Origin of the sequence: Pseudonocardia yunnanensis (assembly GCF_039534065.1) — a bacterium.
Lineage (GTDB): Bacteria > Actinomycetota > Actinomycetes > Mycobacteriales > Pseudonocardiaceae > Pseudonocardia > Pseudonocardia yunnanensis.
This window is the reverse complement of sequence record NZ_BAAAUS010000019.1, coordinates 17,039-29,571: the sequence shown is the minus strand read 5'-3', so window position 1 is coordinate 29,571 and position 12,533 is coordinate 17,039. Positions and strand designations below refer to the sequence as shown.

Sequence of the window (12,533 nt, the reverse complement as noted above, 5' to 3'; positions counted from 1 at the left end):
CAGATGCTTGACGGACATTCGGCACGTGCCACTCTCCGCTGTCAACAATGCGCACAGTGATCGTTTTTGCGATACGTACCGTGCGGGGATGACCGACAACCCGTGCCCGAACGGGTGATGCGAGGCGATTGATCGAGTCGCAGACGGCAAGGATCTGACGTATCGGAGACTCCGACTCTGATAACGGACCCAGGGTATTCCTCTGGGCGGAGCGCGCCAAAAAATGCGGGTAATCATAGCCAGCTGGAGCCCATAACGAGCGGCGTGCGGCAATGGAGATCGACGATCGTGGATGTCGCTTTCGGCGGAGGGACGTACGCCCTTCGAGGATTCCGCGCCCCGAGCTTCAACGAGGACTTCTTCAGGCTCCTGCACGACGAGGTAGTGAAGCCGGCGGGCGAAGACATGGCGACCCAGATGATCGTCGTCACGAAGAGCCCCGGCAACGACTGGTACGTCGTGAACAGCAATGGCGCTCTGCGCGGGCCGAACAACACCGGTGGAACGAGCACCTGCGATCGGATTCTCGTCTACGCGTGAGATTCATACCTCGTCGATCATCCGGCCGCGGGCTACTCCCGCTCGGCGAGCGCCTGCGCCGCACCGCGTGGCACCACCATCACCGGCACGGGTGAGTGCCGGACGATCCGCGATGAGCGAGAGCCGATGAACACGCGCTCGAGCGGTCCCGCGGTGCTGGACCCGACGGCCAGCAGGTCCCCGTCCGCCCACCCGATGTCCTCGATCGCCCCCGCCCAGTCGGCGCCGTACCCGACCACCGACTCGATCGAGGACGGGCGGCGCGGCAGCCGTTCGACGTCCTCCAGGACGGCACGCTGAGCGAGCTTGGCGTCCGCCGCCCACTCGTGCGCCACGCCGTCCTCGGCACGGGAACCGATCCCTGCCGTCAGGGGCGTGCGCGGGCGCACGGCGAAGGACGCGACACGCAGCGTGGCACCCGCCCGCGCTGCGACCTCCGCGACGGCGATGACGAGCTCGTGGGAGTCCTCGGTCGCACCGAAGGCGGCCGTCACGCGGCGCACCCTGCTGTCGGGCCGGCAGCGGAACCCGCGGGGGCCGAGCACGACCGGCAGGGGAGAGCTGTGCAGCAGCCGGTCCGCGACACTGCCGAACGCGACGCGACCGAGCACCCCCGCCGTGGACGAGCCGAGCACCAGCATGCGCGCGCCGTGCCCGTTTGCCGCCGCGATCAGGCCCGCCGATGTCGAGCTCGCCCTGGCGACGACGAACTCGGCAGAGCAGTCGGGGGGTACCAAGCTGCGGGCCCGCTCGATGGCCTCCTTGGCGCTCTGGTCGAGGTACTCCTGGTACTCGGCGTCGACCCTGCCCATCCCGGGTGGCCACGGCGGCGGCACCACGGTGCACACCACGAGGTCCTCGTCGAACGAGCGGGCGAGCTTCCCGCCGAGGTGTACCGCCGCCGTCGCGCGCTCGTCGCGCGGCAGCCCGACGACGAGCGTCACAGCACGTCCTCCCGAGGATCCGTGGCCGCGGCACGTAGCCGCGAGTGCCGGATCCCGTAGGCGAAGTACCAGACGAGCACGACGCCCACCCAGATCGCGAATACGGCGATCGTCATCGGCTTGAGACCGACGACGATCCAGAGACAACCCGCGATCGAGAGGATCGGTGTGACCGGATAGCCGGGAACCCGGAACCCACGGGGCAGATCGGGCGCGGTGCGCCGCAGGACGATCACACCCACGGAGACGACGAGGAAGGCGACAAGGGTGCCGATGCTCGTCAACTGGGCGAGGAAGTGGATCGGAAGGAGCCCGGCCAGGAGCGCCACGGCGACGGCGACGACGATCGTGGTGTTCACCGGTGTGCTGGTGCGGGCGTTCACCTTGTGGAAGAACTCCGGCAGCAGCCCGTCGCGGCCGATCGCGAACAGGATGCGGGTCTGACCGTAGATCGTCACGAGGGTGACGCTGAAGATCGAGATGATGGCTCCGGCCGCGAGCACCGTGCCCGGCCAGCTGGCGCCGACCACGTTCTCCAGGATCGCGGCGAGCCCGGCCTCCTGGCCCTCGAAATCCGCCTGAGGCTGAGCGGCGACCGCCACGAGGGCGACAGCGGTATAGACGAGTGTCACCGTGCAGAGGGCCAAGATGATCGCCAAAGGCATCGTCCGACGTGGGTTCTTCACCTCCTCCCCCGCGGTCGACACGGCGTCGAGACCGATGTAGGCGAAGAAGATGATGCCGGCGGCCCCGGTGATTCCCGTGAGTCCGAACGGCGCGAACTCGGCGAAGTTGTCGGTGTTCCAGCCCGTGATGCCGATGACGACGAACATCACCAGCACGGCGATCTTGATGACGACCATGACCGCGTTGACCGTTGCCGACTCGCTCGCCCCGCGGATGAGCAGGAGCGCGCACAGCACCACGAGCACGACGGCGGGCAGGTTCAGCAGGCCACCGCCCTCCGGCGACTGGGCGAGGACCTCGGGGATCCGGAATCCGAACAGGTTGCCCAGCAGCTGGTTGAGGTACTGCGACCAGCCGACCGCCACCGCCGCGGACGACACGCCGTACTCGAGCAGCAGGCACGCCGCCACCCCCATGGCGACGACCTCGCCGAGCGTCGCGTACGCGTAGGAGTACGACGACCCCGACACCGGGACGGCGCTGGCCAGCTCCGCGTAACAGACCGCGGTGAGGCCCGCGACGATCCCGGCGATCACGAACGACCAGACGACCGCCGGTCCGGCGACAGGGACGGCCTCGGTCAGGACGAAGAAGATGCCCGTCCCGATCGTCGCGCCGACACCGATCATGGTGAGCTGGAAGAGCCCGATGGTGCGGGCGAGCTCGCCAGCACCCTGGCCGTCGAGTCCGGTCTCCGCGGCCATCTTTTCCACCGGCTTGCGACGGAAGGCCTGCTGCAACAACGTCGCCATGCCATCTCCTCGGTTTCGTGGCTCGACCACGATCCCGGGCGGCACGGCTGAATGCGAGCCTCCGAACGGACAATCCGCACCAATGGCTGACTCCGCGGGCGCGCCGGCGGTGGGGAACCGGCGCGTTCGCGGCGGTCAGGCCTTGCTGTAGTCCGTGCTCAGCCACTTCTCGGGGCGCATCCGAACGAGAAGGGAGCTCGCCCCGAGATTATCGGTCACCCACTTCGCCGCATCCTCCGCGGAAAGATAGCGACCCGCGATGCGCAGAGCCTGCTCCTCCGTGGGCTCCTCGTCGATCGCGATCACCGGGCCCTCAGCCGTGGCGTACTTGTACGGCGCCGTTTCGACCTGTGCGCAGATGCTGAACCGGCCGGCCTCGCGCAACAGGCGTTCCTTCAGCGATCCGCGAGAGATCCAGATCAGTACCTCACCACCCGGGACGTAGTCGTACCAGATCGGCACGGCGAGGGGGGCCCGCCCTTCACGGTTCACCGCGACCACACCGACGTGCACTCCGGCAAGGAACTCCTGGCGCTCCTGCTCGGTCATGACAAGAGACATGCGCACCCCTCGGCAAGAACGGACGAACCGCCCGTTCGGGACTTATGTGATCAATACCCCTGTTGCAACCTCACCGCCGCCCGCCGCATTCCGTCGCACGTGGATGGCCGCTCTGCCCACGGGGTGCCCACCTGTGACCCTAGACCGCACCTGATCACGGCCCGCGAAGCAACGCACTCCGGACCCCGCCTGTGATCAGGACCGGAGTCAGGTGAACCTCCGATTCGTCGGATCCGTGTCGAAGAGTGTGGATCGAACTTCCTCGGCAGCCTCGGCCCGGTCGCCCGGTTCAGGTCTCGGCGCCGGCGCTGCTGATCCGGTCCGTCGACCACGACGTGGGCCTCCCGCGGCGCGCTGTGCACCCGGCATCACGCGGCTGGTGAACACCAGGCACCGCGCACCCGTACGGGAAGGATCTCCAGCTTGTCGATTCACACCCCACCCCGCGCGCCCGCTCGGAACGACACAGCAGGCGACCACAGGGGAGTTCGGAGAGACAAGCGGCCACGCCACATCAGGATCGGCGCGATCCTCACCGGCCTGGCCGGTGTGCTGGTGTTCCTCGCTCTCGTCGCGCCCCGGGAGGTCGGACAGGTCACCCCGTTCGCGGTCCTTCGAATCCCGATCGAGGGGCTGCTCGGCGTCGCGCTCCTGATCGCTCTGCCGCCGCGGGCGCGCCGGGTGCTGGCTGTCGCCGCGGGGACGCTGCTCGGCCTGCTGACGGTGCTGCGGGTCCTTCAGATGGGCTTCCTCGCGATCCTGGGCAGGCCGTTCGACCCGATATTCGACTGGTCTCAACTCGGGAGCGGCATCACGCTGCTCGAGGACTCGATGGGTCCCGCAGGCGCGATCGGCACCACGGCCGGCGCCGCCGTCGCGGGCGCCGCACTGGTCGTCCTCATGGCGCTGTCCGTCCGGCGCCTGACGAACCTCGCGGCCAGGCACCGGACCACCACGGTCCGGACGGTCGCGGTGCTCACCGGGGCCTGGCTCGCCTGCTTCGCAGTCGGCGCACAGATCGTCGCCCCCGTGCCCGTCGCGGCGAGGAGCACCGCCGCGCTCGGCGTCCAGACGGCTCAGCAGGTGTCCACGAGCCTGCGCGACCAGCAGATCTTCGACGAGCAGGCCGCCACGGACGCGTTCCGTGGCACCCCGGACGCGAACCTGCTGACCGCGCTGCGCGGCAAGGACGTCATCTTCACCTACGTCGAGAGCTACGGGCGCTCGGCGCTGGAGAATCCGGAGTTCGCACCGACCGTCGGCACGGTCCTCGACGACGGAACCCGCCGGCTCGCCGCGGCCGGGTTCGACTCCCGCAGCGCCTACCTCACGTCCTCGGTGTCGGGCGGTGGCAGTTGGCTGGCCCACGCCACCCTGCTCTCGGGACTGCGGGTCACCAACCAGCACAGCTACGACAAGCTCGTCGCAACCGACCGCCTGACCCTCACCAGCGCGTTCCAGCGCGGAGGCTGGCAGACCGTGTCGGTGATGCCGTCCAACTCCGGACCCTGGCCGGAGAAGGCGTTCTACGGCATCGACCGCAGCTACGACTCCGCGAACCTCGGCAACCGGTCCTTGACCTACTCGGGCTTCCAGACCCCCGACCAGTACACCCTGTCGGCCTTCGAGCAGACCGAGCGCAGCAGGCCCGATCGCGGCCCGCTCATGGCCGAGATCCCCCTCGTCTCCAGCCACTGGCCGTGGGCGAAGGTCCCCAACCTTCTCGACTGGGACGCCGTCGGCGACGGCTCGGTGTTCGATCGCCCTGGCGCCGGGCGCAGCGATCCCGTGGATGTCGTCGAGAGCGACCCCGACCGCATGCGCGACGGGTATCGACGTTCCATCGAGTACTCGCTGTCCACCCTCGTGTCGTACGTGGAGAAGCACGGCGATGACGACCTGGTGCTCGTCGTCCTCGGCGACCACCAGCCCGCCGCCTTCGTCGCCGGGGACGACGCCGGCATGGACGTCCCGATCACGATCGTCACCCGCGACCGCGCCGTCCTGGACCGGATCGCCGGGTGGGGATGGCAGGACGGGCTGCGGCCCGGCCCGCGGGCGCCGATCTGGCCCATGGAGTCCTTCCGGGACCGATTCCTGACCGCGTTCGCACGATAGGTCGCTCGCGGGCGACGACGGTCATGGGCGCAGTTCGTACACCATGCTGAAGGGATTCGAGGTGGCGACTCGTGTGCGGCTGAAGCCGGCCTCGGCCGTGATCTCTGCGGTTCGGCTCGGGCCGGCCTGGTTGCCCAGGCCGACGGCCGGCGGTGCCGACAGCCCGCTGGGCAGGCAGACGAACACCGATCCCCCGGCCATCAGCCGCCCGAGCGGGGTGAGCTGATCGACAACGGCATCCGAACTCTTCGGCTCCACCACCATCACCCGGCCGTCGGGGGACAATGCAGCGCGCGCCGCGCTGAGCGCCGCAACCGGATCCGGCATGTCGTGCAGGCAGTCGAAGAAGGTGATGAAGTCATAATTCCCGCTCAACTGACTGGCGCTGGCCACCTGGAATGTGACGCGGTCCCCCACACCCGCCTCCGCTGCACGTGAGCGGGCCAGCTCGACGGATGGTTCGTGATAATCGACTCCCACCCACTCCGTGGCGGGATACGCCTTCGCCAGGATGATCGTCGAGGCGCCCAGGCCACACCCGACGTCGGCAGCTCGCACCCCGCTGATGAGCTTCTGCTCCACACCATCCAGCGCCGGTATCCACGAACTGACCAGATTCGCCTGGTACGCGCCTCGAAAGAATCGTTCGGTGCCGACGAATGTGTCGTCGTCATGCTCGTGCCAGCCTATACCTGCGCCAGTACGAAAGGCCTCGGCGAGGCGGTCCAACATCCGCGGAGCCGAGGAGAAGGTCTGAAACGCGCCCGCCATGTAGGACGGGCTCTCCGTCTTCACGAAGATCTCGACCTGCTCGGGCGACATCTGGTACATCGCGGAGGTCGCAGATCCGTCACCTGTGGTTCCCACGTATGTGATGTATCCCGAGGCCGCCATCACCAGCAGCCACTCCCGCACGTAACGCTCAGCAAGCCCCGCGCGATCCGCAAGCTTTGCCGATGTGGCTGGTCCACCGCTCCGGAGTGCGGCGAACAACCCGAGCTTGTCGCCCAGGAACGCCAGCGGAACAGCCAGCGCCCCACCGGCATCGGCGATGATCCGATCGCGAAGCCGCTCGACTTCGGCATCGTCGACCGGCTGCCCGCCGGTACCGCCTTGACTCGTGGATTCCGCGCTCGACATCACATCTCCTGATATTCGTTGATCGACAACACCCGATCGCGCCGGGTTCAGCGGGAGAGGTCCTTCCGCGAGTTGATCCGCAGCTTCGCGAAGATTCCTCGCAGGTGCCATTCGACGGTACGGCGGCTGAGGAACAGCCGGGCCGCGATCTCGGGATTGGACAGTCCCTCGCGGACGAGCCGTGCGATCTGCGCTTCCTGAGCGGTGAGTCGAGTGGCGGTTTCCGTGGGGTGTTTGCGGGCCGTAGCCCCGGCGGCCCGCAACTCACGCGACGCGCGCCGGGCGAAGGCCTCCATGCCCATTTCCCGGAACATCTCCTGGGCCGTGCGCAGCTCCTGGCGCGCTTCCCCTCGGCGACGTTCGCGGCGCAGCCATTCGCCGTACAGCAGGAGGGCGCGGGCCAACTCAGGCCGGACACGCACCCGGGAGAGCCTGTCGATCGCCTCCCGGTAGAAGCCCTCGGCTGCCGGACCCTCGGTCAGCAGCGCTCGTGAGCGTGCCGCGATGCCCAGGCCCCAGTCGGTGCCGCCGGCCGACGTCACCTCGGTGAGCAGTTCGAGGGCGTCGGCGCCCTGCTCGGGCACACCGCTTCGGACGGCGGCCTCGATCAGCTCGATCTGGACGCCCCAGGTGCACATCCCCAGCTCCTGAGGGTGCTGGGCCTCTCGGGCCGCGGCCAACGCATCCTCGTGCTGGCCGAGACCGTTGTTGAGCAGTGCCTTGGCCCAACAGGTGATGGTCTGCCCCATCCCCTCGCCCTGGTCGAGCGCCTCCGTGGCGAAGGTCTCGATCAGAGCGGAGGTCTCGGGTTCCCGGCCCTCCCACGCGGCGAGCAGCAGGCGTCCATAGGGCCTCAAGGTGCACGGCGCCGCCTCGGTGACCGTGTCCAGCTCCTCGCCGAGCGATGCCGCCGCGTCCAGCTCACCGGCGAGCGTGTAGGTCACCATTCGAGCGCTCACCGCAATCGGGAGCACGGCGAGGGCGCCGGCCTCGCGGGCTTGCCGGACGAAGCGAGCCGTCAACGCATCCCAGGCCTCGAAGTCCCACAACAGGTCGGCGACAGCCCGGCAGGCGAGCCAATGCCAGCGCAGCGCTTCCTCCGTGGAGATGTCTCCCTCCGGGAAGGCCTCGAGGGCTCGGCGCACCAGCGAGATCGCGGCCACGTATCCGTCGGTGAATCGCGCGGCCAGAGCGGCGAGGAGAAAGTCGCCCGCGCTCGGGGACGGTGACGAGGCCCGGGCCAACCAAGCTGCCTCTGCCACCTCCCGCACGCTCCCACCGCAGGCAAGCGGGCCGGCGTGCATCGCCGCCAGTAGCGCCTCGAGATACGTCTCGCGCGCCAACCGTGCGTCCAGAGGCTGCAGCTGAGCGGCCGCCTTGAGCAGCAGCGGCGCTGCATCGGCAATGCGACGGCCGGTGAAGGCCGTCCGCGCGCGCAGAAGATCGACCCGGCCCCGTTGCAGCTGGGTCAGTGGACCGGCCTCCGCGAGGGCCAGTAGGCCCTCGGCCTCGCCCCGCATGCCGGCCTGGTGCTTGGCCTCGGCTGCCTCCAGTGCCCGCTCCGCCCGTCGCACCGGGTCGGGCGTCAGCTCCGCAGCCCGTTGCCAGAACGCGGCTGCGGCGACCACACCGCCACGGGCCTGCGCTCGCCCCGCCGACCCCTCGAGACCCGCGGCGACGTCCTCGTCCGGCCCACCCGCGGCCTGGGCCGCGTGCCACGCGCGCCGGTCGGGATCCGCCTCGGGATCGGTCACTTCCGCCAGCACGGAGTGCACGCGGCGCACCTCCCGAGCCGAGGCGGCTTGATAGATCGCCGAACGCTCCAGCGGATGCCGGAACCGCACGCGGCGGCCGATCTCCAGCAACCCGGCAGCGATCGCGGGGGCAGCGGCGTCCACACCGATCCCGAGGCGCTGCGCCGCCCGCCACACCAGCACCGGGTCTCCCAACGGTTCCGCCGCGGCGAGGAGCAACAGCTGCCTCGTCTCGTTCGGTAACGGCACCAGTTGGCGTCGGAAGCAATCCTCGATCCGGACCGGCAACGCCGCGCCGCCCGTCCCGAACCCACCGGCCAGCTCAGCCGGCGTGAGGCTGCGCGGCAGCTCCAGCAACGCCAGCGGATTACCCCGCGTCTCGGCCACGATCCGCTCCCGCACGCGGTCGTCCAAGGGCCACGGAAGCACCGAGTCCAACAGCGACCGCGCGTCCGCATCGGGAAGACCGCCGACCACCATCTCGGGCAGGCCGGCGAGTGCCGGTATGTCCTGGGGCCGGCACGTCGCGAAGACGATCGCCACCGCCTCCGCTCGCAGGCGCCGCGCGACGAAGGCGAGCGTCTCGGCGGAGGCGGAGTCGAGCCACTGTGCGTCGTCGACGACGCAGATCAGGGGTCGTTCCCGCGCACCCTCGGAAAGCAGACGGAGGACACCCAGCCCGACCAGGAAACGATCCGGTGCCGGTCCTGAACTCAGCCCCAGGGCTGTGCACAGCGCGCCGCCCTGATGGTGTGGGAGGCCCTGGATCAGATCCAGCATCGGCGCGCACAGCTGATGCAGCCCGGCGAAGGCCAGTTCCACCTCCGACTGGATCCCCGCTACCCGTGCCACCCGGCATCCCGATGCCTGCTCCACCATGTAGTCGAGCAGTGCCGTCTTGCCCACTCCCGGCTCACCGCGCACCACCAGTGCCCGGCTGTCGCCCACCGTCACCGCCTCGACGAGAGAGCCGAGTGCTTCACACTCTCGACGCCGACCGCGCAAACCAGCTAGCACCCCATCCACTCAATTGATATTCGCACCCGCTCGATGGGCACTCGCCAAACCACTTCACGGTACGCATCGCGATGCGACATGGCGGATCTACGGCGCCGTTCGGCAGGCGGCGGATCGCCGGTCCGATCTCGATCGCCGATCATGTTCACGGCTCGCTACCCGGGCCTCCGCCGATCAACTGCCGTAGTCGTTCCGGGGTGTCCGTGGTGAGCACGGGCGTGTAGATCACCAGGCGCAGATGGGGGTGGTCGGACGGAGCCAGGCGATGTTGTTCCATGTGGAGATCGCCGACGACGGGATGGCGGAAGATTCGTTGCCGGGAAGCGAACCGTTCGATGTCGTGACTCTCCCAACAAGTGCGAAACGTCTCGCTCGAATCGAGGAGCCGCTTCACCAGCCGAGCGAAGGACGGCTGGCCCAGCCGGGGTCCGGCTTCGGCGCGGAACTGGGCGACGTGGCGGCGACTCGTGAACTCCCAGTCAGGTATCAGCTCACGCAGGTACGGATCGGTGAAGATCAGCCACAGCAGGTTGCGATCTGCGGTCGGCACCTTGGACAGATCCCGGTAGAAGGCCTTGTAGGCGCCGTTCCACGCCGCGACCGTCCAGTCCGGGGCGATCGCGAACGCCGGGTAACCCCCGACCGCGTCCAGGAGTCGCTGCACGTGGGCCGGGGCGGCCTGGGGACTCGGGTCGGACAGGAGTTGTGGGTCGCAGTAACCGGCCAGCAACCGGATGTAGGTGTGTTCGTCCACCGACAGCTTCAGGGCGCGCGCGAGCGCATCCAGCACCTGCCGGGACGGCATGATCTCGCGTCCCTGCTCCAGCCACGAGTACCAGGTGATACTCACGCCCGAGAGGTAGGAGATCTCCTCACGGCGCACGCCTGCTGGACCCTTTCTGATGACCGGCAGGCCCAGCTCGGCTCGCGTGAGTTGCCGTCGGCGGGTTTTGAGGAACTGGCCGAGCTCCCGACGGATCGTCGCCTCGGCATTCACGCTCGGCACCTCGCCGTGTCGACACGATGCATAGATCTCTCCTGTCCCCATCGGGCTCAGCCTTCGCCCGCTGTTCCGGCCACGCCTCAGCCGCATCCCTGCGGGCGGCCCGCCTCCGCCCAGGTGAGCCACCCGGCGCGACACTCAGGATTCGCACCAACATGACACGCCTCGGAGCAGTCGTCGTCCCCACATCGCCTTCATCGAGATCTGCCCTGGCCAGATCCCCTCCCAGGACGTGTCAAGTCTTGAGCGGGCGGCGGGCCACTCGCCCCCGTATGTGTCTCGGGCACACTCGCGGGCACGCCGCAGAGCCGACGCGGTTCGAGGGTCGGGTGACGTCGCAAGGCGGCGACCGCCGGCCCCCGTTGCAGAGCTCTGCTCACCCGGGCGCCTGTCCACAGAGAGCGACAGCCCGATCACTCGTTGCGTTCACGATGAACGGTCACCCCTGCGCCGTCCGCCTCGACCCGCGGAACGGGCCAGGCAAATGCGCACAACGAGATCTCCCCTAGGTAGAGTTAGAGCATGGGGTTTTCGTCCGGTCCGCGGATGACGTTGCCGACGCAGCTCGTGCTGCGCGCGATGATCGCCGATCCGGCCAGGGAGATGTACGGCCTGGAGATCGGCCGGGCCGCCGAGCTGGCGTCCGGCACGATCCATCCGATCCTCGCGCGCCTGGAGGGCTGCGGATGGCTGGAGTCGCGGTGGGAAGACCTGGATCCACACGATGCCGGACGGCCGCGACGGCGCTACTACCGACTCACCCCTGACGGCATCGTCGGCGCCGCTCGAGCGCTCGACCGGGTGCGCACGCCGAGGTCGCTGATGTCCCGGCTGCACCCTGGCCTGTCCGACGGTCTGGCATGAGCGACGGGGCCGGGTCGACGAGCCGGATTTCCCGACGGGCACTGGTCCAGCAGGCTCGGCGACGCGCGATCGAGTCGGCCCGTGACGAGGGCGTAAGAATCTCGGACGGTGTCCAGCACGCGGCCACCGCGCTGTCGGCGATCGGCGACCGGGCCCGCTCTCGATCTGGCGAGTCGGCACGAGTGCGGGCGCTGGGCCTGGAGTGCCTGCCCGACAGCCGCTATCTCGCCTACCGTGTCGCCGGGCTGCGGGCCGCTCTCGACGCCAGCCGCTCCCGCCGATCCTGGCTGGCGGGCGCGCGGGGTCACGCCGACGAGGTCGAAGCGCTGCTTGCCCGCGCCATCGAACTGACCTCGACCATCGACATCGCCGGCGAGCTCGAACTGCCTCTCGATCTGGTGGTGGCGGTACAGACCGGGGCTCGTGCGGGCCTGTCCGCGCTCGGCAGACTCCACGACGACCTCGATGCCGTCGAAAACGGACCGCATGAGAGCAGCGGCAACCGCGCCGTCACCGTGCAGCCGAGCAGCCCCGCCCACTGGCTGGTGCAAGTCGCCAGCCGGCTCCTCCCGGGCGCGAGCCGCGACCGATACCTCGAGGAGTTCACCGGCGAGCTGCGCGAACTCGCCGATTCCGAGGCAAGCTCACGCGCCCAGCTCGCCCACGCCCTCCGACTCGCGGCCCGGGTGTGGTCGCTCCGCAACGCCCTGCCGGGCGACGCACCTCGAAGCGCAACGGGGCCGGATCGCGTCCGGGTCCACCCCGGGAGTCGCCCCGACGGAATCAACGCCGGGAGAGCTCGTGCTCGTCGGTGGGACGTGAGCCCGACGCCGTTCGGCCGGTGGAAGGCCAAGCGAGATGCCCGGCTGATCGTGCGGATCGTGAACAAGAGAGAGCAGGCACGGGAGCGGGCGAGCCGGCGCCGCTCGCCCGCCCACGCACACGGACGCCGCCTCACCCGGGTCAGCCGCATTGAGAACGATCAACGCGACGCCTCGGGATGACCACCCGGGCGGACGAGCGCGCTGACCACCGGCTCGCCGCCTCGCCTTGCCAGGTCAGCATCCCAGTGCCCGCGCCGCCGCCCGACGCCGAAGGCGTGGACGACTCCAGCCACGAGTTGTATCACCGCGCAGAGCCCATCCCTCCTCAC

At 69.3% G+C, this 12,533-nt stretch carries 10 protein-coding genes; 4 read left to right on the top strand and 6 right to left on the bottom strand.

Annotated elements, in window-relative coordinates; translation table 11 throughout:
- Window positions 1–288: 288 nt before the first annotated feature.
- The gene (locus ABD743_RS18190; protein ID WP_344723280.1) at window positions 289–540 is read left to right on the top strand and encodes a hypothetical protein; all 252 of its coding nucleotides are present in this window, start codon (window positions 289–291) and stop codon (window positions 538–540) included.
- Window positions 541–572: 32 nt separating this feature from the next.
- Here ABD743_RS18190 and ABD743_RS18185 read toward each other — a convergent pair whose 3' ends face one another.
- From ABD743_RS18185 to ABD743_RS18175, 3 genes are all read right to left on the bottom strand, one after another.
- The gene (locus ABD743_RS18185; protein WP_344723279.1) at window positions 573–1,484 is read right to left on the bottom strand and encodes a universal stress protein; all 912 of its coding nucleotides are present in this window, start codon (window positions 1,482–1,484) and stop codon (window positions 573–575) included.
- Window positions 1,481–2,923 (bottom strand): APC family permease, encoded by a 1,443-nt coding sequence (locus tag ABD743_RS18180; RefSeq protein WP_344723278.1) that lies wholly within the window; start codon window positions 2,921–2,923, stop codon window positions 1,481–1,483. Before ABD743_RS18180 ends, ABD743_RS18185 begins: the two co-directional genes overlap by 4 nt.
- A gap of 135 nt (window positions 2,924–3,058) precedes the next feature.
- Window positions 3,059–3,484 carry a pyridoxamine 5'-phosphate oxidase family protein gene (locus tag ABD743_RS18175; RefSeq protein WP_344723277.1) on the bottom strand — a complete coding sequence of 142 codons (426 nt, stop codon included), beginning with the start codon at window positions 3,482–3,484 and terminating at the stop codon, window positions 3,059–3,061.
- 423 nt (window positions 3,485–3,907) lie between these two features.
- Between ABD743_RS18175 and ABD743_RS18170 the strand changes: the two genes are divergently transcribed.
- Window positions 3,908–5,602 carry an alkaline phosphatase family protein gene (locus ABD743_RS18170; protein ID WP_344723276.1) on the top strand — a complete coding sequence of 565 codons (1,695 nt, stop codon included), beginning with the start codon at window positions 3,908–3,910 and terminating at the stop codon, window positions 5,600–5,602.
- A gap of 21 nt (window positions 5,603–5,623) precedes the next feature.
- Here ABD743_RS18170 and ABD743_RS18165 read toward each other — a convergent pair whose 3' ends face one another.
- From ABD743_RS18165 to ABD743_RS18155, 3 genes are all read right to left on the bottom strand, one after another.
- A complete protein-coding gene (locus ABD743_RS18165; protein ID WP_344723275.1) occupies window positions 5,624–6,853 on the bottom strand; it encodes a class I SAM-dependent methyltransferase in 1,230 nt (409 codons plus the stop codon).
- Window positions 6,790–9,513 carry an AAA family ATPase gene (locus ABD743_RS18160; protein WP_344723274.1) on the bottom strand — a complete coding sequence of 908 codons (2,724 nt, stop codon included), beginning with the start codon at window positions 9,511–9,513 and terminating at the stop codon, window positions 6,790–6,792. Before ABD743_RS18160 ends, ABD743_RS18165 begins: the two co-directional genes overlap by 64 nt.
- Before the next feature lie 145 nt (window positions 9,514–9,658).
- The gene (locus tag ABD743_RS18155) at window positions 9,659–10,510 is read right to left on the bottom strand and encodes a helix-turn-helix transcriptional regulator (protein WP_344723273.1); all 852 of its coding nucleotides are present in this window, start codon (window positions 10,508–10,510) and stop codon (window positions 9,659–9,661) included.
- Window positions 10,511–11,038: 528 nt separating this feature from the next.
- Here ABD743_RS18155 and ABD743_RS18150 point away from each other — a divergent pair.
- Entirely contained in the window at window positions 11,039–11,380 is a 342-nt protein-coding gene (locus tag ABD743_RS18150; RefSeq protein ID WP_344723272.1) for a PadR family transcriptional regulator, read from the top strand.
- Complete coding sequence (locus tag ABD743_RS18145) at window positions 11,377–12,384, top strand: hypothetical protein (RefSeq protein ID WP_344723271.1); 1,008 nt, start codon at window positions 11,377–11,379, stop codon at window positions 12,382–12,384. Before ABD743_RS18150 ends, ABD743_RS18145 begins: the two co-directional genes overlap by 4 nt.
- Window positions 12,385–12,533 lie beyond the last annotated feature (149 nt).